The sequence below is a fragment of the Solwaraspora sp. WMMA2065 genome, assembly GCF_030345075.1.
GTDB lineage: Bacteria > Actinomycetota > Actinomycetes > Mycobacteriales > Micromonosporaceae > Micromonospora_E.
The window spans coordinates 2,141,782-2,161,917 of record NZ_CP128361.1 but is presented as its reverse complement, the minus strand read 5'-3'; the positions used below and the strand labels follow the sequence as shown (position 1 = coordinate 2,161,917).

General features: G+C 71.6%; 21 protein-coding genes. 16 read left to right on the top strand and 5 right to left on the bottom strand.

What is annotated here, in order from left to right:
• The first annotated feature begins 26 nt into the window (after positions 1-26).
• The 10 genes from uvrC to O7610_RS09750 all read left to right on the top strand — a co-directional run bounded on the left by uvrC (position 27) and on the right by O7610_RS09750 (position 12,362).
• Positions 27-1,988 (top strand): excinuclease ABC subunit UvrC, encoded by a 1,962-nt coding sequence (uvrC, locus tag O7610_RS09795; RefSeq protein WP_289213105.1) that lies wholly within the window; start codon positions 27-29, stop codon positions 1,986-1,988.
• Positions 1,989-2,177: 189 nt separating this feature from the next.
• Positions 2,178-3,050, top strand: coding sequence for an RNase adapter RapZ (gene rapZ / locus O7610_RS09790; RefSeq protein ID WP_281555620.1), 873 nt, complete (start codon positions 2,178-2,180; stop codon positions 3,048-3,050).
• Positions 3,047-4,033 (top strand): gluconeogenesis factor YvcK family protein, encoded by a 987-nt coding sequence (locus tag O7610_RS09785; RefSeq protein WP_281550425.1) that lies wholly within the window; start codon positions 3,047-3,049, stop codon positions 4,031-4,033. The genes rapZ and O7610_RS09785 overlap by 4 nt, the downstream gene beginning before the upstream one ends.
• 53 nt (positions 4,034-4,086) lie before the next feature.
• The gene (gene whiA, locus O7610_RS09780; protein ID WP_123602428.1) at positions 4,087-5,067 is read left to right on the top strand and encodes a DNA-binding protein WhiA; all 981 of its coding nucleotides are present in this window, start codon (positions 4,087-4,089) and stop codon (positions 5,065-5,067) included.
• A 261-nt stretch (positions 5,068-5,328) separates the two neighbouring features.
• Positions 5,329-6,333 (top strand): type I glyceraldehyde-3-phosphate dehydrogenase, encoded by a 1,005-nt coding sequence (gene gap, locus O7610_RS09775; RefSeq protein ID WP_281550424.1) that lies wholly within the window; start codon positions 5,329-5,331, stop codon positions 6,331-6,333.
• Positions 6,330-7,535: a phosphoglycerate kinase gene (locus O7610_RS09770; protein ID WP_282231276.1), complete on the top strand. Its 1,206-nt coding sequence runs from the start codon at positions 6,330-6,332 to the stop codon at positions 7,533-7,535. Before gap ends, O7610_RS09770 begins: the two co-directional genes overlap by 4 nt.
• 35 nt (positions 7,536-7,570) lie before the next feature.
• Complete coding sequence (gene tpiA / locus O7610_RS09765) at positions 7,571-8,335, top strand: triose-phosphate isomerase (protein WP_289213596.1); 765 nt, start codon at positions 7,571-7,573, stop codon at positions 8,333-8,335.
• A gap of 219 nt (positions 8,336-8,554) precedes the next feature.
• Entirely contained in the window at positions 8,555-10,150 is a 1,596-nt protein-coding gene (locus O7610_RS09760) for a radical SAM protein (protein WP_289213104.1), read from the top strand.
• A 17-nt stretch (positions 10,151-10,167) separates the two neighbouring features.
• Positions 10,168-10,998 (top strand): class I SAM-dependent methyltransferase, encoded by an 831-nt coding sequence (locus O7610_RS09755; RefSeq protein ID WP_289213103.1) that lies wholly within the window; start codon positions 10,168-10,170, stop codon positions 10,996-10,998.
• Positions 10,995-12,362, top strand: a complete 1,368-nt coding sequence (locus O7610_RS09750) for a dihydrolipoyl dehydrogenase family protein (RefSeq protein WP_289213102.1) — start codon at positions 10,995-10,997, stop codon at positions 12,360-12,362. The genes O7610_RS09755 and O7610_RS09750 overlap by 4 nt, the downstream gene beginning before the upstream one ends.
• On the opposite strand, the gene O7610_RS09745 is transcribed toward O7610_RS09750, so the two are convergent.
• Positions 12,313-13,923 carry a phytoene desaturase family protein gene (locus O7610_RS09745; RefSeq protein ID WP_289213101.1) on the bottom strand — a complete coding sequence of 537 codons (1,611 nt, stop codon included), beginning with the start codon at positions 13,921-13,923 and terminating at the stop codon, positions 12,313-12,315. The two genes, O7610_RS09750 and O7610_RS09745, sit on opposite strands and share 50 nt — an antisense overlap.
• The gene (locus O7610_RS09740) at positions 13,920-14,495 is read right to left on the bottom strand and encodes a vitamin K epoxide reductase family protein (protein WP_289213100.1); all 576 of its coding nucleotides are present in this window, start codon (positions 14,493-14,495) and stop codon (positions 13,920-13,922) included. Before O7610_RS09740 ends, O7610_RS09745 begins: the two co-directional genes overlap by 4 nt.
• Before the next feature lie 184 nt (positions 14,496-14,679).
• Here O7610_RS09740 and secG point away from each other — a divergent pair, with 184 nt between their 5' ends.
• Together secG and O7610_RS09730 are read left to right on the top strand one after the other, a co-directional pair.
• Positions 14,680-14,940, top strand: coding sequence for a preprotein translocase subunit SecG (gene secG / locus O7610_RS09735; protein WP_278169949.1), 261 nt, complete (start codon positions 14,680-14,682; stop codon positions 14,938-14,940).
• Between the two features lie 138 nt (positions 14,941-15,078).
• The gene (locus tag O7610_RS09730) at positions 15,079-15,423 is read left to right on the top strand and encodes an RNA polymerase-binding protein RbpA (protein ID WP_289213099.1); all 345 of its coding nucleotides are present in this window, start codon (positions 15,079-15,081) and stop codon (positions 15,421-15,423) included.
• 8 nt (positions 15,424-15,431) lie between these two features.
• Here the strand turns inward: O7610_RS09730 and O7610_RS09725 are convergent, their stop codons facing one another.
• Both O7610_RS09725 and O7610_RS09720 read right to left on the bottom strand, forming a co-directional pair.
• Positions 15,432-15,611, bottom strand: a complete 180-nt coding sequence (locus O7610_RS09725) for a hypothetical protein (protein ID WP_281550418.1) — start codon at positions 15,609-15,611, stop codon at positions 15,432-15,434.
• A 78-nt stretch (positions 15,612-15,689) separates the two neighbouring features.
• A complete protein-coding gene (locus tag O7610_RS09720; protein ID WP_289213098.1) occupies positions 15,690-16,028 on the bottom strand; it encodes a hypothetical protein in 339 nt (112 codons plus the stop codon).
• A 127-nt stretch (positions 16,029-16,155) separates the two neighbouring features.
• Here O7610_RS09720 and O7610_RS09715 point away from each other — a divergent pair, with 127 nt between their 5' ends.
• From O7610_RS09715 to O7610_RS09705, 3 genes are read left to right on the top strand one after another with little or no spacing between them, the layout of a single operon-like run.
• Positions 16,156-17,052 carry a helix-turn-helix domain-containing protein gene (locus O7610_RS09715; protein WP_281550416.1) on the top strand — a complete coding sequence of 299 codons (897 nt, stop codon included), beginning with the start codon at positions 16,156-16,158 and terminating at the stop codon, positions 17,050-17,052.
• On the top strand, positions 17,049-17,246 hold the full coding sequence (locus tag O7610_RS09710) for a DUF397 domain-containing protein (RefSeq protein ID WP_289213097.1): 198 nt from the start codon (positions 17,049-17,051) through the stop codon (positions 17,244-17,246). The genes O7610_RS09715 and O7610_RS09710 overlap by 4 nt, the downstream gene beginning before the upstream one ends.
• Positions 17,247-17,260: 14 nt before the next feature.
• Positions 17,261-18,229, top strand: coding sequence for an aminoglycoside phosphotransferase family protein (locus O7610_RS09705; RefSeq protein ID WP_289213096.1), 969 nt, complete (start codon positions 17,261-17,263; stop codon positions 18,227-18,229).
• Positions 18,230-18,344: 115 nt separating this feature from the next.
• Here the strand turns inward: O7610_RS09705 and O7610_RS09700 are convergent, their stop codons facing one another.
• A complete protein-coding gene (locus O7610_RS09700) occupies positions 18,345-18,722 on the bottom strand; it encodes an Mth938-like domain-containing protein (protein WP_289213095.1) in 378 nt (125 codons plus the stop codon).
• A gap of 560 nt (positions 18,723-19,282) precedes the next feature.
• On the opposite strand from O7610_RS09700, the gene O7610_RS09695 reads away from it, so the two are divergent.
• Positions 19,283-20,113: a Crp/Fnr family transcriptional regulator gene (locus tag O7610_RS09695; protein ID WP_353850342.1), complete on the top strand. Its 831-nt coding sequence runs from the start codon at positions 19,283-19,285 to the stop codon at positions 20,111-20,113.
• Positions 20,114-20,136: the final 23 nt, after the last annotated feature.

Genomic DNA, 20,136 nt, shown 5'->3' with positions numbered 1-20,136 from the left:
CACAGCCCTGGACTACGCTGACGGCGATGCCAGATCCGTCCAGCTACCGCCCTGCCCCCGGCACCATCCCGGACTCGCCGGGGGTCTACCGGTTCCGTGATCCCACCGGGCGGGTCATCTACGTCGGCAAGGCCAAGAGCCTGCGCAGCCGGCTCAACTCCTACTTCGGCGACCTGTGGCAGCTGCACCAGCGCACCCAGCAGATGGTCACCACCGCCGCGTCGGTCGACTGGGTGACCGTCGGCAGCGAGGTCGAGGCGCTGCAGCTGGAGTACCTCTGGATCAAGGAGTACGACCCCCGGTTCAACGTCCGCTACCGGGACGACAAGTCCTACCCGTACCTGGCGGTGACGCTGGACGAGGAGTTTCCCCGGCTGCAGGTGATGCGCGGGGCGAAACGCAAAGGGGTGCGTTACTTCGGGCCGTACTCGCATGCCTGGGCGATCCGCGAGACCCTCGACCTGCTACTGCGGGTCTTCCCGGCGCGGACCTGCTCGGCCGGGGTGTTCCGGCAGGCCGGCCAGGTCGGGCGGCCGTGTCTGCTCGGCGACATCGGCAAGTGCTCGGCACCGTGCGTCGGCCGGGTCGACGCCGCCGGGCACCGGGCAATCGTCGACGAGTTCTGCGACTTCATGGCCGGGCGCACCGACACCATGGTGCGCCGGTTGGAGCGGGACATGCACGACGCCGCCGAGGCGTTGGAGTTCGAACGGGCCGCCCGGCTGCGTGACGACGTCGCCGCGCTGCGCAAGGCGATGGAGAAGCAAACCGTCGTGCTCGGTGACGGCACCGACGCCGACGTGGTCGCCTTCGCCGAGGACCCGCTCGAAGCCGCGGTGCAGGTGTTCCACGTCCGCGGCGGCCGGGTACGCGGTCAGCGCGGCTGGGTGGTGGAGAAGGTCGAGCAGCTGACCGCCGCCGACCTCGTCCATCACTTCTGCACCCAGGTGTACGGCCCCGAACAGGGTGAGACCGACGTGCCCCGGGAGTTGCTGGTGCCCGAGCTGCCGGCCGACGCGCCGGCGCTCGCCGACTGGCTGACCGCCCGCCGGGGCGGCCGGGTGACGCTGCGGGTGCCGCAACGCGGCGACAAGCGCGCCCTGATGGAGACGGTGGCCCGCAACGCCGGCGAGGCGTTGACCCGGCACAAGCTGCGCCGGGCCAGTGACCTGACCACCCGCGGCCAGGCGTTGGAGGAGATCGCCGAGGCCCTGGGGCTGGCCGCCGCGCCGTTGCGTATCGAGTGTTTCGACGTGTCGCAGATCCAGGGCACCGACGTGGTGGCCAGCCTGGTGGTGTTCGAGGACGGGCTGCCCCGCAAGGCCGAGTACCGCCGGTTCGCGGTCCGCGGCGCGACCGACGACCTGTCCGCGATGAGCGAGGTGCTGCGCAGACGCTTCGCCCGCCATCGCCAGCCCGCCCCCGAACGGTCGGTGCCTGCTGATGACGTACCGGCGCCGCCGGCCGTGGACGTGGGGCAGCTGCCGGCGGGCGTCGACCCGCAGACCGGGCGGCCGCGCCGGTTCGCGTACCCGCCGCAGTTGGTTGTGGTCGACGGCGGTGCGCCGCAGGTGCAGGCCGCCGCGACGGTGCTGGCCGAGCTCGGCGTCGACGACGTGGCACTGTGCGGGCTGGCCAAGCGGCTGGAGGAGGTGTGGCTGCCCGGCGACGACTACCCGGTGATCCTGCCGCGCACCTCTGAAGGGCTCTACCTGCTGCAACGCATCCGCGACGAGGCGCACCGGTTCGCCATCACCTACCACCGGCAGCGCCGGTCGAAGCGGATGACCGCCTCCGGGCTGGACCAGGTGCCCGGGCTCGGCGAGACCCGCCGCAAGGCGCTGCTGCGGCACTTCGGCTCGGTCCGGCGGATCGCCTCGGCGACCGTCGACGAGATCACCGAGGTACCCGGCATCGGGCGGCGGACCGCGGAGACGATCGTCGCTGCGCTCGCCGGGTCGCCGGATGACGGCGCGGATCGCACCTAGAATCCCATCTGTGGTGCCGACCTGCGCGCACCTGGCGCGCCGCGTACCCGAGGCAGGAGGACCGTGAGGCAGAACAGCCCGAACCCGGGCGACGACATCACCCGGCCGGCCGACGACACACCGGCCAGCGTCGCGGCGGTCGACGACCTGGCCAGCAGCGCCGTACACGACGGCGAACCGGCCGGCACCGTGGCCGACCAGAACGAGGCCCGGCTGGTCGTGGTGACCGGGGTGTCCGGGGGCGGACGCAGCACCGTGGCCCGGGCCCTGGAGAACGTCGGCTACTACGTGGTGGACAACCTGCCGCAGGCGTTGCTGCTCGACATGGCCGAGCTGGCGATGCGGGCCGGCGGGGCGGCCCGGCGTACCGCGATGGTGCTGGACGTGCGCAGCCGTGCCTTCTCCACCGACCTGGTCGGCGCGATCCGGGCGCTCAAGGAGCGCGGATACCAGCCCCGGGTGGTCTTCGTCGACGCCGCCGCCGACGTGCTGATCCGCCGGTTCGAAAGTGTCCGGCGCTCGCATCCGCTGCAGGGTGACGGTCGGCTGGCGGACGGCATCGCCGCCGAGCGGGAGCTGCTCGCCGAGGCCCGCGACCAGGCCGATGTGATCATCGACACCAGCCATCTGAACGAGAACCAGCTCCGGCGCCGGGTCGAGGAGCTGTTCGGCGGCGAGGACGCCCGCCGGCTGCGGATCACCGTGCTGTCGTTCGGCTTCAAGTACGGGCTGCCGCCGGACGCCGACTTCGTGATCGACGCGCGGTTCCTGCCCAACCCGTACTGGGTCCCGGATCTGCGCGAGTACACCGGCCGGGAGGCGTCGGTCAGCGGGTACGTGCTCAGCCAGGAAGGCGCCGATGACTTCGTCCGCAACTACGCCGAGCTGGTCAACGCCACCACCGCCGGGTTCGAGCGGGAGGGCAAACGCTATCTGACCGTGGCGGTCGGCTGCACCGGCGGCAAGCACCGCAGCGTGGCGATCGCCGAGGAGCTCGCCGTACGGCTGCGTCAGGCCCGGCTGTCGGTCAACGCCCAGCACCGTGACCTGGGGCGCGAGTGAGCGCACTGCGGGTGGTGGCCTTCGGCGGCGGGCACGGGCTGGCCGCCTCGCTGCGTGGCCTGCGTCACGCCGGTGCCGAGCTGGCGCTGGACCTCACCGCGGTGGTCACGGTCGGTGACGACGGTGGGTCGAGTGGCCGGCTGCGGGCCGACCGTGGCGCGCTGCCCCCCGGCGATCTACGTCAGGCGCTCGCCGCGCTGGCCGGGCCGGCGTCGGCCGACCAGTTGACCGCCGAGCTGTTCCAGCACCGGTTCGTGCCGGTGCCGGGGGAGGCGCCGGCGACCGACCGTCCTGACCCACTCACCGGGCACGCGGTCGGCAACCTGGTGCTGTGCGGGCTGATGGAGCTGCTCGGCGACCCGGTCGCCGCGCTCGACCACGTCGGCCGGCTGCTCGGCGCGACCGGCCGGGTGCTGCCGATGTCCTGCGAGCCGGTGTCGATCGAAGCCGACGTGTGCGGCGGCGACCCGCGCCGGCCGGCCGACGTAATCACCGTCCGGGGCCAGCACGCGGTGGCGGTCACCCGGGGCCGGGTCGAGTCGGTACGGCTGCAGCCGAAGGCGCCGGCCGCCTGCCGGCCGGTGCTGGCGGCGGTGCGCGACGCCGACTGGCTGATCTTCGGGCCGGGCAGCTGGTACACCAGCGTCATCCCGCATCTGCTGGTGCCGGACCTGGCCGCCGCGATCGTGGCCAGCCCGGCCCGTCGGCTGGTCACCCTGAACCTGGCGGCGGAGAAGGAGACCCTCGGGCTGTCGGTCGCCGACCACCTCGCCGCGCTCAGCTGGTACCTGCCGCAGCTGCAGGTCGACACGGTGCTCGCCGACGGTACGGCGGTCGGCGATCCCGAGCCGGCGGCCCGTGCGGCAGAATCGCTGGGTGCGCGTTTGACGCTCGCCCCGTTGGCGGTCGCCGACGGCAGCCCCCGGCACGATCCGGTCGCGTTGGGTGCCGCCCTGGTGCCTGTCCTGGGGTCCGCTCGTTAAGCACGTACGTATCGGTACCCGCCGTCTAACCGGCCCCCGTGAGGTGAATGACTATGGCGATGACCGCTGCCGTCAAGGACGAGCTGAGCCGGGTCGACGTGCCCAAGCCGTGCTGCCGTCGTGCCGAGATGGCCGCGTTGCTGCGCTTTTCCGGCGGGCTGCACATCGTCGCCGGCCGGGTCGTCGTCGAGGCCGAACTGGACACCAACGCGGTCGCCCGGCGGCTGCGCCGGGAGGTGGCCGACGTCTACGGCTACTCGAGTGAGATCCACGTGCTGAGCCCGAGCGGGCTGCGTAAGGGCAACCACTTCATCATCCGGGTGGTCAAGGACGGTGAGGCGTTGGCCCGCCAGACCGGGCTGCTGGACGTTCGGGGTCGGCCGGTGCGTGGCCTGCCGCCGCACCTGGTGTCGGCGAACGTCTGCTGCGCCGTGTCGGCCTGGCGGGGCGCGTTCATGTCGCACGGGTCGTTGACCGAGCCGGGCCGGTCCAGTGCGTTGGAGATCACCTGCCCGGGGCCGGAGTCGGCGCTGGCGCTGGTCGGTGCCGCCCGGCGGCTGGGGATCGCCGCCAAGGCACGCGAGGTGCGCGGCGTGGACCGGGTGGTGGTCAAGGACGGTGACGCGATCGCCGCGCTGCTCACCCGGATCGGCGCGCACTCCAGCGTGCTGACCTGGGAGGAGCGGCGGGTACGCCGGGAGGTGCGGGCCACCGCGAACCGGCTGGCCAACTTCGACGACGCCAACCTGCGCCGCTCGGCACGCGCGGCGGTGGCCGCCGCCGCCCGGGTGACCCGGGCGTTGGAGATCCTCGCCGACGACGCCCCACGGCACCTGACGTCGGCGGGCCGGCTGCGGCTGGAGCACCGCCAGGCGTCGCTGGAGGAGCTGGGTGCGCTGGCCGACCCGCCACTGACCAAGGACGCGATCGCCGGGCGGATCCGGCGGCTGCTGGCGCTGGCCGACAAACGGGCCCGCGATCTCGGCATTCCGGACACCGAGGACGCGGTGACGGCGGAGATGCTCGTCGGGTGAACACCAGTTGTGAACCAGGGTGACCGGACGCCCCGGCGCAACACGGCACGGGCTTCTCGGATAGGGTCGCAGTGTACGGCGACGGGGCCGGCACCCGGCTCTCCCGCCGCGACCACCGCCTCGGGTGTCCCGCCCGAGCCACGTACGGCTGCGGCGTGACCAGCCGGATCATCTGATCGGCGCCCGGCCCGCCACGCGGTCGGCGCACACCAATCCGTCCGGCTCCGGCCCGGACGGGCGAGAAGCAAGGAGATGGGACCTGTGACCATCCGGGTTGGCATCAACGGCTTCGGCCGTATCGGCCGTAACTTCACGCGGGCGGTGCTCGCCTCCGGCGCGGACATCCAGATCGTCGCCTTCAACGACCTGGGCGACACCGCGACCACCGCGCACCTGCTCAAGTACGACAGCATCCTGGGCCGGCTGCCGCACGAGGTGAAGGCCAGCGGCGACGAGATCACCGTCGGCGGGCAGACCATCAAGGCGCTCGCCGAGCGCGACCCGGCCAAGCTGCCCTGGGGTGAGCTCGGCGCCGACGTGGTGATCGAGTCGACCGGCTTCTTCACCGACGCGACCAAGGCCAAGGCGCACGTCGACGGCGGCGCCAAGAAGGTGATCATCTCGGCCCCGGCCAAGAACGAGGACTTCACCGTCGTGCTCGGCGTCAACGACGGCCAGTACGACCCGGCGAAGCACACGATCATCTCGAACGCCTCCTGCACCACCAACTGCCTCGCCCCGATGGCGAAGGTGCTGCAGGACACGTTCGGCATCGAGCGTGGCCTGATGACCACCATCCACGCGTACACCCAGGACCAGAACCTGCAGGACGGCCCGCACTCCGACCTGCGCCGGGCCCGCGCCGCCGCGCTGAACATCGTGCCGACCTCGACCGGTGCCGCCAAGGCGATCGGCCTGGTGCTGCCGGAGCTCAAGGGCAAGCTGGACGGCTACGCGCTGCGGGTGCCGATCCCGACCGGCTCGGCCACCGACCTGACCGTCACCGTCGGCCGGGAGACCACCGTCGAAGAGGTCAACGCCGCGGTCAAGGCCGCCGCGCAGGGCCCGCTGGCCGGCATCCTCACCTACACCGAGGACCCGATCGTGTCGGCCGACATCGTCACCGATCCGGCGTCGTGCATCTTCGACGCCGGCCTGACCAAGGTGATCGGCGACCAGGTCAAGGTCGTCGGCTGGTACGACAACGAGTGGGGCTACTCCAACCGCCTGGTGGACCTGGTCAAGCTGGTGGGCGCGTCCCTGTGAGCCAGGTAACCACTCTCGACGACCTTCTCGCCGAGGGTGTGTCGGGTCGGCGCGTGCTGCTGCGCGCCGACCTGAACGTCCCGTTCGAGAAGGACAACCCGGGGGTCATCGCCGACGACGGCCGGATCCGTGCGGTGCTGCCCACCCTGACCGCGCTGCGTGACGCCGGCGCGGCCGTGGTGGTCTGCTCCCACCTGGGCCGGCCCAAGGGCGCCCCGGACCCGAAGTACACCCTGGCCCCGGTCGCCGCCCGGCTCGGCGAACTGCTCGGCACGCCGGTCGCGTTCGCCACCGACACCGTCGGTACCTCGGCGCAGGCCACCGTCGCCGGCCTGACCGGCGGCCAGGTCGCACTGCTGGAGAACCTGCGGTTCAACCCGGGGGAGACCAGCAAGGACGCCGATGAGCGGGGTGCCTTCGCCGACCAGCTGGCGGCGTTCGCCGACGCGTACGTCGACGACGCGTTCGGCGCCGTGCACCGCAAGCACGCCAGCGTGTACGACGTGCCGGCGCGGCTGCCGCACGTCGCCGGCAAGCTGGTGCACCGTGAGGTCGAGGTGCTCGGCAAGCTGACCGGCGCACCGGAGCGGCCGTACGTGGTGGTGCTCGGCGGGTCGAAGGTCTCCGACAAGCTCGCCGTCATCGAGGCGCTGCTGCCGACCGTCGACAAGCTGCTGGTCGGCGGCGGCATGTGTTTCACCTTCCTCAAGGCCCAGGGCCACGAGGTCGGCAAGTCGCTGCTGGAGGCCGAGATGGTCGACACCTGCCGCGACCTGCTGGAGCGGGGTGCCGGCAAGATCGTGCTGCCGGTGGACGTGGTGGCCGCGACCGCCTTCGCCGCCGACGCCGACCACGATGTGGTCGACGCCGCCGCGATCCCGGCCGACCGGCTCGGGCTGGACATCGGTCCGCGCAGCGTCGCCGCGTTCGCCGAGGCCCTCGCCGGGGCGCGGACGGTCTTCTGGAACGGACCGATGGGTGTGTTCGAGCTGGCCCCGTTCGCCGCCGGCACCCGGGGCGTCGCCGAGGCGATCACCAAGGTCGACGGCTTCACCGTCGTCGGCGGCGGCGACTCGGCGGCAGCGGTGCGCACCCTCGGCCTCGACGAGTCCGCCTTCGGGCACATCTCGACCGGCGGGGGCGCCTCGCTGGAGTACCTGGAGGGCAAGACCCTGCCCGGCATCGCCGCCCTGGAGAAGTGAGAGCAGTGCCTGAGACCGTTGCCCGCCGGCCGCTGATGGCCGGCAACTGGAAGATGAACCTCAACCACCTGGAAGCCATCGCGCTGGTCCAGAAGCTGGCGTTCAGCCTGAACGAGCAGCAGCTGACCGACGTCGAGGTGGCGGTGCTGCCGCCGTTCACCGCGCTGCGCAGCGTGCAGACGCTGATCGACGGCGACAAGCTGGCCATCGGCTACGGCGCGCAGGACCTGTCGCCGCACGCCTCCGGTGCCTACACCGGTGACATCTCCGGGGCGATGCTGGCGAAGCTCGGCTGCCAGTACGTCACCGTCGGCCACTCCGAGCGGCGGGCGTACCACAACGAGGACGACGCGGTGGTCAAGGCCAAGGTGGCCGCCGCACTGGCCAACGGGATCACCCCGATCCTGTGCGTCGGTGAGGGCCTGGACGTGCGGGAGGCCGGCGGCCACGTCGCGCACTGCCGTGACCAGGTCGACGCCGCGCTGGCCGGGCTGACCGCCGAGCAGGTGGTCAAGGTCGTCATCGCGTACGAGCCGGTCTGGGCGATCGGCACCGGCAAGACCGCCACCCCGGCTGACGCGCAGGAGGTGTGCGGGGCGATCCGGGCCCGGCTGGCCGAGTCGTACGACCAGGCCACCGCCGACCAGACCCGGATCCTGTACGGCGGTTCGGTCAAGGCGGCGAACATCGCCGCGATCATGGCCGAGGCCGACGTTGACGGCGCGCTGATCGGCGGCGCCAGCCTGGACGCCGACGAGTTCGCGCAGATCGCCCGCTTCCCGGAGCACGTCAAGCGCTGACCGGTCGACACCGTCGAGGTTTCGGCCGTCACACATACCGTCGCGGGCCATGATGCCGCAGAGGCACGATCACGCCTCTGCGGCATCATGCCGTCGTCCGTCGTCCGTCGTCCGTTGCCTGTCGCCGGCTGCGGCCTGCGGCTTCGGTGCTTGCCGGGCCACGGTCGGTGATGGTGGACTGGTCGCCCTGGGGATCCACCGCGCCGCCGAGGGAGCCGGATGACCGCCAAACAGGATCGCGACGAAATCTTCATCGAGTACACCAAGTCGATCTGCCCGGTGTGCAAGGTCGTCGTCGACGCCCAGGTCAACATCCGCGACGACAAGGTCTACCTGCGGAAACGCTGCCGCGAGCACGGGCAGTTCGAGGCGTTGGTCTACGGCGACGCACAGATGTACCTCGACTCGGCCAGGTTCAACAAGCCCGGCACGATCCCGCTGGCGTTCCAGACCGACGTGGTCGACGGCTGCCCCAGCGACTGCGGGCTCTGCCCCGAGCACAAACAGCATGCCTGCCTCGGCATCATCGAGGTCAACACCGGCTGCAACCTGGACTGCCCGATCTGCTTCGCCGACTCCGGCCACCAACCCGACGGCTACTCGATCAGCCTCGACCAGTGCGAGCGGATGCTCGACACCTTCGTCGCCGCCGAAGGCGAACCCGAGGTGGTGATGTTCTCCGGCGGGGAACCCACCATCCACAAGCAGATCCTGGAGTTCGTCGACGCCGCCCAGGCCCGGCCGATCAAGGCGGTCAACCTCAACACCAACGGCATCCGGCTCGCCTCCGACAGGCGGTTCGTCGCCGAACTCGGCCGGCGGCACAGCCCGGATCGGGCGATCAACATCTACCTGCAGTTCGACGGCTTCGACGAGCGCACCCACCGGGCGATCCGCGGCCGCGACCTGCGCGAGGTCAAGCGGCGGGCGCTGGACAACTGCGCCGAGGCCGGGCTGACCGTCACCCTGGTCGCCGCCGTCGAACGCGGGCTCAACGACCACGAACTCGGCGCGATCATCGAGTACGGGCTGACGCACCCCGCCGTACGGTCGGTGTCGTTCCAACCGGTCACCCACGCCGGTCGGCACGTCGAGTTCGACCCGTTGCACCGGCTGACCAACTCCGACATCATCCACGGCATCGTGGCGCAGCGACCCGACTGGTTCACCGCGTCGGACTTCTTCCCGGTGCCGTGCTGCTTCCCGACCTGCCGGTCCATCACCTACCTGCTGAGCGAGGGCACCCCGGGCGAACCCGGCTTCGGGGTGGTGCCGATCCCACGGTTGCTCAACGTCGCCGACTACCTCGACTACGTCGCCAACCGGGTGCTGCCGGACCTGGCGATCCGCGAGGCGTTGGAGAAGCTGTGGTCGGCGTCGGCGTTCATGGGCACCGGGACCACCAGCGAGCAGTTGACGGCCGCCGCAACGGCGCTGGACTGCGCCGACGCCTGCGGAATCAACCTGCCGGCGGCGATCGCCGACATCACCGACCGGGCCTTCATGATCGTCATCCAGGACTTCCAGGACCCGTACACACTCAACGTCAAACAGCTGATGAAATGCTGCGTCGAGGAGATCACGCCGGACGGACGGATGATCCCGTTCTGCGCGTACAACTCGGTCGGCTACCGGGAACAGGTCCGCGAGCAGTTGTCCGGTGTCGCGGTGGCCGACGTGGTGCCCAACGCGTTGCCGCTGCAGCCGGTGCTCGCCGATTCACCGTACGGGTCGAAGGTGGCCCGGCCCGGCGCACGTACCGGCACCGGTCGGATCGCCCCGGACACCACCAACGTCGGCCGGCGGCTCCGGTGACCGGCCGGGCCTCGCCGGTGGACGGTCCCACTGTCTCCGCCGACACGGAGAGGGACGCGGAGACTGACGCGAAGGCGTGCTGCGCCGCCGCGTACGGCTCCGACGTCGTCGCGTTGCTGCTCGGCGAGTCGTACCACCCGGGCGGTCTGGCGTTGACCCGGCGGCTGGCCGACCGGCTCGCGTTGCGTCCCGGCGCGGCCGTGCTCGACGTGGCCAGCGGGCGCGGCGCCACCGCGCTGCTGCTGGCCCGTTCATACGGAGCCGACGTCACCGGCGTCGACCTGTCGGCGGCCAACGTGTCCGCCGCGACGCAGGCGGCTGCCGCGACCGGGACGGCAGATGCCCGGGGATCGGTGCGGTTCCAGCTCGGCGACGCCGAGCGGCTGCCGGTGCCCGACGCGGCGTTCGACGCGGTGGTCTGCGAATGCGCCTTCTGCACGTTCCCCGACAAGGCCACCGCCGCCGCAGAGTTCGCCCGGGTGCTGCGGCCGGGCGGGCGGCTCGGCCTCACCGACGTCACCGTCGACCAGGCCCGGCTGCCGGCGGAACTCGCCGGGCTCGGCGGCTGGATCGCCTGTGTCGCCGACGCCCGCCCGCTGGCCGAGTACGCCGAGCTGCTGGCCGCCGCCGGGCTGCGGGTGACGTACACCGAACACCACGACGCCGCCGTCGCCGCCATGCTGGACCAGATCGAGGCCCGGCTGACGCTGGTCCGGATGACCGCCCGGGACCGGGCCGAGGCGGCCGGGCTGGACTTCGCCCAGGCACCGGCGGTGCTGGCCGCCGCCCGCGCGGCGATCGCCGAGCGGATCATCGGGTACGGCCTGCTGGTGGCGGCGAGACCGTGACCGGCGGACACGACCTGGTGGTGATCGGCGGCGGGGCCGCCGGTCTCGGCGCGGCCCGCGCCGCCGCCGGAGCCGGTGCCCGGGCGCTGCTGGTCACCGACGGGCCGCCCGGTGGCGACTGCACGTTCACCGGCTGCGTGCCGTCGAAGACGCTGATCGAGGCGGCCGGGCGCGGCCTGCCGTTCGACGACGCCGTACGACGGATGCGATCGGTGATCGCGCAGATCGCCGCCACCGAGGACGCCGCCGCGCTGCACGCCGAGGGAATCGAGGTACGCCGGGGTCGGGCCCGGTTCGTCGCGCCGGGGCGGATCGACGTCGACGGCACCGTGCTGGCCGCCCGCCGCTACGTCGTCGCCACCGGAGCCGTACCGGCGGTCCCGTCGGTGCCGGGGCTGGCCGAGGTCCCGTACCTGACCACCGAGACGGTCTTCGACCTCGCGGCGGCACCCGGGTCGCTGATCGTGCTCGGCGGCGGCCCGGTCGGCTGCGAACTCGCCCAGACGTATGCCCGGTTCGGCACACGGGTGACCATCGTCGAGGCCGCCGACCGGCTGCTGCCCGGCCACGAACCGGCGGTCTCGGCGGTGATCGCCGACGTGTTCGCTCGCGAAGGGGTCACGCTGTGCCTCGGTGCGCAGGTCATCGAAGCGGGCACCACCGTCGGCGGCGTGACGCTGCGGCTGGCCGACGGCCGACAGGTCCACGGCGACCGGCTGCTGGTCGCGGCCGGTCGCCGGCCGACCACCGACGGGCTCGACCTGCCGGCCGCCGGGATCGCCGTCGACGACCGGGGGTACGTGGTCACCGACGCCCATTTGGCCACGACCGCGCCCGGCGGGTACGCCGCCGGGGACGTCACCGGCCGGATGCCGTTCACCCACGCCGCGTTCGCCATGGGGCGGATCGCCGCCGGCAACGCGCTGTCGCGTCGCCGGCAGCGCTACGACCCGGCCGCCACGCCGTGGGTGGTCTTCACCGACCCGGAGGTGGCCCGGGTCGGGCTGACCGAGGCACAGTCGGTCGACCGGGGCGGCCGGGTGGCGTACCTGCCGATGACGGAGATGGACCGGGCGGTGACCGCCGGCGCGACCGACGGGTTCGTCACCCTGGTCGCCGGGCCGCGTCGGCTGCTGGGCAACCTCGGCGGCGGCCGGATCCTCGGAGCCACCGTCGTCGCCGGCCGGGCCGGCGAGATGATCCATGAACCGGCGCTGGCGATGGCCAGCGGCATGTTCGCCGGCCGCCTCGCCCAGGCCACCCACGCCTACCCCACCTGGTCGTACGGGATCCAGCTGGCCGCCGCCCAGTTCGTCACGGCCATCGGCGGCCGGCGGGCCCGCCCGGCGCGGGCGGCCGGGTGATCAACGCGTACGCCGCGTCGCGGCCCGGCAGTCCGGCGATGCCGCCGACCGGGGCAGTGCCCGCCCCGGACACCACCAGCCCGGTCAGCGGGGTGCGGTGGCCGGCCAGGTCCGGCGTCGGGCGCAGCATCGCCAGCTGGTCCAGGCTGATGTCCAGATGCATCGGGTGCGCGCCGGGCCAGCGCAGTTGCCGGGCCATGTCGGCCGGGGTGTGCGTCACCCGGTCGACGACACTGGCGGCGAACCCGGGTGCCCGCGCCTCGACGGCGGCGACCATCCGGTCGGCGAACTCCTCCCGGGCGGCGTCCCAACCGCCCCGCACCTGGTACGGGGAGCAGGGGCACGCCAGGTAAACGGTGTGCCGGCCAGGCGGGGCGAGGCTGTCGTCGAGCGCCGACGGCGTGAACGCGTACGTCGGCACCGGATCGTCCGGCAGTTGACCGGCTTCGGCCTGGGCGAACCCGGCGGACAGCGAGTCCAGGCTGTCCACGTACGACTGCAGTCCGTTCCAGTCGCCGGGCCGGGCCTGCGGGTAGCCGGGCAGCCCGGTGGTGGCCAGCAGGACCAGGCTCTGTACGGCGTTGCCGCGCCCGGCGGCCCGTAGCCGGTCGGCAACCGGGCCGGTCAGCGGCGGATCCAGCAGGTCGAGCAGGGCGGTGCGCGGGTCGATGGCGGTGAGCACCGCGTCGGCGGTGATCCGCGCACCGTCGGCCAGCTCGACCCCGGTGACCCGGTCGGTGCCGGGCCCGGTGCGCCGGATCCGGGCCACCGGCGCGTTCACCCGCCAACTGCCGCCGTAGCTGGCCAGCCGGGTGGCGAGCGCGTCGGTCAACGCCTGCGACCCGCCGACCGGATGCCACTGCCCGACCTGGTGGTAGAACGCCTGCCACAACGCGAAGGTGGCCCCGCCGACCTGCTGCGGTGAGGCGGAGGCGTGTGCGGCGAACGCCGCCACCGGTGCCCGGACCAGCTCGGTGTCGAACTGTTCCCGCAGCACCCGCCCGTACGGTGCCAGTAGGGTCCGGGCCAGCCCGACCGGCCCGCCGTTGCGGGCCACCGCCCGGCCACCTGCCGCCACCAGGCCCGGCATCCGCCGCAGACGCTGCATCGTGCTGGTGCCGGGGTCCAGCATGGTCCGCATCGCGGTGACGACCGGCCACGCCTGGCGCATCCAGGCCGCGTACCGCCGCGCGGCCCGCCGGTCGACCTCGGCGATCGACTCGACGGTGGACTCGACGCTGCGGTGGAACCGGACGATCGTGCCGTCGCGGAACGCCGCGATGGAGAACGGGTCCATCTCGCGGTAGACCAGCCCGGCGTCCCGCAGCCGTAGGTCCTCGACGATGCCGGTGGCGTTGATGATGTTGTGCGCGGCGGAGTGGGTGTTGAAGCGGTGGCCCGGCAGCAGTTCCTCGGTCCGGGCGCCGCCGCCCAGCTTGTCGGACTGCTCCAGCACCTGCGTCCGCCAGCCGCTGCGGGCCAGGTAGCAGGCGGCGACCAGGCCGTTGTGGCCGCCGCCGACCACGACGACCCGGCGTGCGTGCCGCTGGTGGACCGTCATGCCGGACGGCTACGGAGGTGGCGCCACGCCTGGGTGGCTTCCGGCACGGTGAGCGCTGCGGCCACGGTCGTGGCGGCGGCGGCCAGGCTGCACCAGCCGCAGATCCGGCGGTGCCGGCTGAGCTGTTCGGCGAAGAGCCAGGCCCCGGCGGCGGCGTCACCGGCCGCCTTGCCGGCGGCGAACAACGGCCGCCACGGTTGGCGGGTCGCCCGGTCGGCGTCGCCCGTCCCGATCAGGACGAGGGTGACGCCGGCGTTTGCCAGCGCGAGCGCGGTATCCGGGGTGTGTCCGGCGGCGTACGCCTCGCCGCTGGCGTCCACCCGATCGGCGTCCAGCCAGGGCAGCGCCGGCTCCGGCAGGTGCCGCACCAGGCCGTACTGGTAGGTGGCGACCACCGCGTAGGCGCCGGCCGCAAGCAGGGTCAGCCCGGCCGACCACCGCCGTCGCCGCAGCGTCGGCGTGTCGACCAGACGCAGGTCGTCGCTGATCCGTTCGGCTGCCCGGTCCGATGCCCGCCCGACGCCGGTGGGTCGGCCCCGGATCCGCTCGGCGGGCTTTCCCTGTCGTCTCATCCAGTGGGTTACCCTTCTCGCGGCGGACCACACGGGTGGGTGGTCGCGGAGATCGTCGGAGCCGGTCGGCATGGATCGAGCCGGCCCGCTATCCTGGGGTGGCCCGGGTGTCGGCCCACTCGGGTTTGTCCGGTTCGCCCCGCTTCGCGAGCCGGCGACCGTGATGAGAGGACTGACCACTGCCATGCCGATCGAGTTCGCCTACGTATTGATCGTCTTGCTGGTGATCACGAGCGTCATGCTCACCATGCTGATCCTGCTGCACAAGGGCAAGGGCGGCGGCATGTCCAGCATGTTCGGCGGTGGCGTGAGCACCAGCCTGGCCGGATCCTCGGTGGCCGAGAAGAACCTCGACCGCTACACCGTACTGACCGGCATCGTATGGTTCGCCTGCATCGTCGGCCTCGGCCTGTGGCTGAAGGTCGCGATGAGTGCGGGTGTGTGATCCGTCGCATTCCGTCGTAAGATTTCGCGCGGCCCGTTGATACGGGCCGCGCATTCTTTTGGGTACGCCCGCTTCACCGGCGTCGCACCACCGCATCGTGCCGTGGTGACACCCCTTCCCGACGACAGGAGCGACAACATGGCGAGTGCCAACACGATCCGGGGCAGCCGGATCGGTGCCAGCCCGGCCCGGCCCACCGAGCGGGCCGAGCCCGCACCCCGCCGGCAGACGACCTACTGGTGTGCCAATGCGCATGCGGTGGAGATCAGCCTCGCCGTGGAGGCGGCGGCCCCGGAGACCTGGGAGTGTCCCCGCTGTGGGCTGCCCGCCGGGCAGGACCGGCACAATCCGCCGGCCCGGCCACGGACCGAGCCGTTCAAGTCGCACCTGGCGTACGTGAAGGAGCGCCGCAGCGACGCCGACGCCGAGGCGATCCTCGCCGAGGCGCTCGCGGCGGTCCGCGCTCGACGCGGCGAGTCCTGACCGGCTGCCTAGCCCCACTCCCGACGCACCGGAGGCTGGCCCGGCTCATCATGCCCGGGATCGGCGTCGACCGCGCCGAACATGTCCTCCGGTGCCACCCGGGCCGGCAGCTTGCCGAACCTGGCGCGCCGTAGCTGATCGAACTCGTCGTCCGCCGACGGCGCTGTCCGCTCCCGCTCCTCATCCATGGCGAAGTCCCTTCGTCGGACTCCAGTATCCCGCTGCCGTCCGTCAGGCGAGGGTTGCGTCGCCACTGCGGCATGGGGTCAGTCAGGGGCGGGCACCAGCACTGTCGTGCCTGACCAGTTGATGTGCGCGTTTCGGATGTGGTGCCACGGTTCGCCGTCCTCGTCGAGGCCGGTCAGTTCGGCGAGGTAGTGGCCGAAGCCGTACCCGCCGGCCCGCAGGGTGGCGATGGCCCACGGGTGGAGCTGGTCGGCGACGCGCTCCGGGTGGCGCTGGTCGAACGGGACCTCGATGACGCCGAGCAGGTCATAGCGTTCGTCGGTGCCACCGGGGTCAACCACCCGGCACAGCGAGAATCCGTAACGTTCGCGCTGCTCACTGTCCACCCAGCTGAGTTGTACGGCCACTGTGTCCTCCATGATCATTGATTGGATGCTGCGGTGCACGAAGCATCGCGCTAAAACTCGCTTATATCAACCCCTTGTGTTGTTCATGATCACCTGGTGTGATGTCGTGGTCACCGTCCAATCGTGAGAGAGGCCACCGATGGCACGTGCACCGAGGACCCGCAAGGCACCCGCCAACCCCGCCATGTCGCCCACCGTGCAGGCCATGGAGCTCGGCATCCGACTGCGCGAGCGCCGCGAAGAGCTCGGCATGACCGCCGTCGGCGTCGGCCGCAGCAGCGGCATCACCCAGGCGTACGTCTCTGGAGTGGAGATCGGCAAGGTCAAACTCCCCGCCGACCGGCTCGCCCAGCTCGTCAAGATCTACGAGATCGACGACCAGGAGGCGACCGAGCTGGAAGCGCTGCGGATCGGCGCGATGGCCCGCGCCTGGTGGCACACGTACAAGCAGCTCTTCCCGGCCGAGTTCCTGCGCTTCCTCGGCTACGAGGCCGGTGCCGACCACGTCCGCACCTACCAAAACGAGATCGTCCACGGCCTGTTGCAGACCGAGGCGTACGCCCGCGCGATCCTGCGCGGCGGCAACACCTACGTCCGGCTCACCGAGACCGAGCAGCGCGTCGAGGTACGACTGGCCCGGCAGCGCCGGCTCGCCGAGGACCCGCCGCTGCGGGTCACCGCGATCTTCGGCGAGAGCACCATTCGCCAGCAGGTCGGCGGCCCGGCGGTGATGCGCGCCCAACTCGATCACCTGGCCGACCTGATGACCCGCCATCCGGAGCAGATCCGGGTGCACATCATCCCGTTCTCGGCCGGTGCGTACCCGGCGCTCGGTGGGCCGTTCCAGATCCTGACATTTCCGTCGCCACGGGTGCCGGATCTGGTCTGGCAGGAGGTGCTGACCTCCAGCGACATCATCGACCAGTCCAGCCGGGTCGCCGACTACATGATCACCTTCGGTGAGACCCTGGAGCGGGCGTTAAGCTTCGAGGAGTCCCTCGCCCTGATCCGCCAGGTCGCCCAGGAGATGACATGACGGAACACACCCCTGCACGCGGCTGGTTCACGTCCTCACGCAGCTCGGAGAACGCCGCCTGCGTCGAGGTCCGGCTCAGCGCCGACACCATCGGCGTACGCGACTCCAAGGACCGTAGCGGCCCGGCGCTCGCGTTCGACCCGTCAGCCTGGACCGGCTTCCTCACCACCCTCAAGGCCGCCGACCCCAGCTGACCGGGCACGCGCAGGTGACCGCCAGTGGATCGGGCATTGAGGTCCCGGCGGAGCTGGCCGCATCCCACGCCACCTACTTCGGTGAGGCCGGGCGGGCCTGGATCGCGGCGCTGCCACAGCTGACCACGGCCACCATGGACAGGTGGGGACTGCGTCGCGACGGGCCGTCGAGCTGCGGAGCGATCGCCCTGGTGCTGCCCGTCGTGCAGAGCGACGGGTCACCGGCGATGCTGAAGGTGCAGCCGATCGACGAGGAGACCGTCGGCGAGCCGGCGGCGCTGCGGGCCTGGGGCGGCGACGGCGCGGTACGCCTCCTGCGGCACGACGCGCGCTCCGGCACGATGCTGCTGGAACGACTCGACGCCGACCGTACCCTGGCGGTCGTCCCCGACGACCTGGCCGCGCTGCGGATCCTCAGCCAGCTGCTCGCCCGGCTGACCTCGGTGGCCGCACCGCCCGACGTCCGCCGTCTCGCCGATGTCGCCGCCGGGATGCTCGACCGGGTGCCGCAGGCGCTGGTACGGCTACCCGCCGCCGACCATCCGCTGATCCGGCGGTGCGCGGCGGCTGTCGAGGAGTTGCTGCCGGAGGCCGGTGACCGGCTTCTGCACTGGGATCTGCACTACCACAACGTCCTCGCGTCCCGGGCCGACTCGGCCAGGTCCGATTCGACCGTGTCCGGCGCTCGGGAGCCGTGGCTGGCGATCGACCCGAAGCCGCTCGCCGGAGATCCCTGCTTCGAGCTGCTCCCCGCCCTGTGCAACCGGTGGGACGACGTGGTCGCCACCGGCGACGTGCCGCGCGCGGTCCGCAGACGCTTCGACCTGATGACCGAGGTGGTGGGCGTCGACCGGGAACGGGCGATCGGCTGGACGCTCGGCCGCGTACTGCAGAACCTGCTCTGGGAGTCCGGAGCCGGCGGCCCGGCATGGCACAGCGCGCCGGATCGCGCCATCGCCCACGCCCTACTGCGCGAGGGCTGACCGGAGGGCCCGTCCGTCCGCCGACTGGGGCTGATCGGATGCGTGTGGTCTGACAGGCTGTCGGCGTGTCGGGTCGATGGCGCGTAGTGGATCACGTTGGGCGCGGTGCGCCCGGTCAGCAGGTCGAGTGGAACAGGCCGCCCACCGGCCGCGTCGCGGCCATCTCGTTGTAGTGCTGCACCGCTTGCGTCGTCTCGGCGACGTACGGCGTGATGCCGTGCCGGTCGAGAAGCTCAAGTGTGCGCGGGTCGATCTGAAGCTGGAGCTGCATCCCACGGGACAGGACGATCGCGGTCGCGCCGTTGCGCAGCAGTTCCTCGACGTCCTCCGGTTGAATCCCTGGGCTGTGCCGGGTCCCGGTCTCGGACCAGTCCCAGGCCCGGCCGCCGCCTGGGTAGAGCATGAAGTCCTTGCCGGTTCCGAGGCCTTCGACGTCCATCTGTCCCCACGAGATCTCCAACACCCTGGGGGAGGGCTGCGCGGCGTCGGTCAACACGATCTCCGTTCTAGCCGTCGCGGCCTGCCGACAGGGATTCGGCTGCCGCGCGGTTTCGCGTAACGGGCACGAGCCGGCTCTGCGGTGATCTCGATCTCGACTCGCGCCACGGTGAACACCGATGGTCCTCCAGCGCCTCCTGGTCCGCCAGTAGCGAGATGCTCACACCAGCGGCGGTCGGTCGATGAGCTCGACGAACATGATGAGCTCGTCAAGCACATCGAGAACGAGCATGCCTGATCGGTCGGGACTCTAAACCGATGTTCCGGTGACCCGGCCTTAGGCACCGACCGGCGGTGGCTGCGTGTAGAGGCTCTGGCAGAACTCGTCGCCGCAGCCGCATGGTTGAAGGACCGTAGGTCCGCGACTTGAGCAGCCCAGGACATCCTCGCCGATCTCGCGCAGCGCCACACTTAGCTCGGCGGCGAGAGGCCGGGTCACCTGCTGCTCAAAAGCGCAAATCCGCCAGACGTCATAGCTGACGGCTGTACCCAGCCTGATCATCGAGCGTAGCCCTGGTGCCAGTTGGTAGTGCGGTGGAGCCGTTGACTGTATGGATGGGGTACCGCCTGGGCTTCGGCCAGTGCGGCACTCTCGTGACTACTGGCGACGGGGTACTGGATCATACACCACATCAACCGGTCGTTCGAAGCTGTAGCTGTCGGCGATATAATATGTGCATGCATGAATGCAGCGAGTCAGGGCTTGTTGCTCATCTCCCACAGGAAGAATGGCTCCGAGTCCGGAGCACCGGGATTCCTGTCCGCTTCGAACCTCGCGACGTGCTCTTGCGCCAAGGTGACACCACGCAGCACGTGCATGTGGTCCTGGCCGGCTGCGTCAAGATCGTTCGCTCGGAGAGGGACGGAAGCCGCGCGATTCTGACGCTTCGGGTCGCCGGCGACGTGGTTGGCGATCTGGCCGCTGTGGACCTGCAACCCCGGTCGGCCACGGTCACCGCCCTTACCACCACGGTCACCCGGCTGCTGACGGGTCCACAGTTCCGACGCTTTCTCGGTCGGCCTGCGTTCGCGACAGGCTTTGCCTCCTACACGGTGAACCGGCTGCGTACCTCCGATGCCCAGCGTACGGCGTTGGCGCTGTTGCCCGTGCGGGAAAGGCTGGCCCGGGCGCTGGTTCAGCTCCACACGGAGAGCCAACGAGCCGACGGACAACCCGCTATCAGGCTGTCCCAGGCAGAACTCGCCGAACTGGTCGGCGCCTCGCGCAACGCGGTCGTCGCTGAACTGACTGCGCTACGCGAGGCCGGCATCGTCACCACCGGACGCCGTGAGGTCATCATCGTGGATCCGGCGGCGCTGAGCGATCGGTCACACGGGCTCTGCCCAGAACTGGGCAGAGCACCGGGCGGTCCCGACCGACGCTGAGGGAGTCCGTCCTCGAGAAGGGA

What these genes read in the sequence shown, in the direction of transcription:
- whiA (WP_123602428.1), top strand. Translation starts at nt 4,087, where the DNA reads ATGGCGATGACCGCTGCCGTCAAGGACGAGCTGAGCCGGGTCGACGTG.
- O7610_RS09725 (WP_281550418.1), bottom strand. Translation starts at nt 15,611, where the DNA reads ATGGATGAGGAGCGGGAGCGGACAGCGCCGTCGGCGGACGACGAGTTC.
- secG (WP_278169949.1), top strand. Translation starts at nt 14,680, where the DNA reads ATGCCGATCGAGTTCGCCTACGTATTGATCGTCTTGCTGGTGATCACG.
- O7610_RS09730 (WP_289213099.1), top strand. Translation starts at nt 15,079, where the DNA reads ATGGCGAGTGCCAACACGATCCGGGGCAGCCGGATCGGTGCCAGCCCG.
- tpiA (WP_289213596.1), top strand. Translation starts at nt 7,571, where the DNA reads ATGGCCGGCAACTGGAAGATGAACCTCAACCACCTGGAAGCCATCGCG.
- O7610_RS09740 (WP_289213100.1), bottom strand. Translation starts at nt 14,495, where the DNA reads ATGAGACGACAGGGAAAGCCCGCCGAGCGGATCCGGGGCCGACCCACC.
- uvrC (WP_289213105.1), top strand. Translation starts at nt 27, where the DNA reads ATGCCAGATCCGTCCAGCTACCGCCCTGCCCCCGGCACCATCCCGGAC.
- O7610_RS09710 (WP_289213097.1), top strand. Translation starts at nt 17,049, where the DNA reads ATGACGGAACACACCCCTGCACGCGGCTGGTTCACGTCCTCACGCAGC.
- O7610_RS09745 (WP_289213101.1), bottom strand. Translation starts at nt 13,923, where the DNA reads ATGACGGTCCACCAGCGGCACGCACGCCGGGTCGTCGTGGTCGGCGGC.
- O7610_RS09695 (WP_353850342.1), top strand. Translation starts at nt 19,283, where the DNA reads ATGGGGTACCGCCTGGGCTTCGGCCAGTGCGGCACTCTCGTGACTACT.
- O7610_RS09760 (WP_289213104.1), top strand. Translation starts at nt 8,555, where the DNA reads ATGACCGCCAAACAGGATCGCGACGAAATCTTCATCGAGTACACCAAG.
- O7610_RS09715 (WP_281550416.1), top strand. Translation starts at nt 16,156, where the DNA reads ATGGCACGTGCACCGAGGACCCGCAAGGCACCCGCCAACCCCGCCATG.
- O7610_RS09720 (WP_289213098.1), bottom strand. Translation starts at nt 16,028, where the DNA reads ATGGAGGACACAGTGGCCGTACAACTCAGCTGGGTGGACAGTGAGCAG.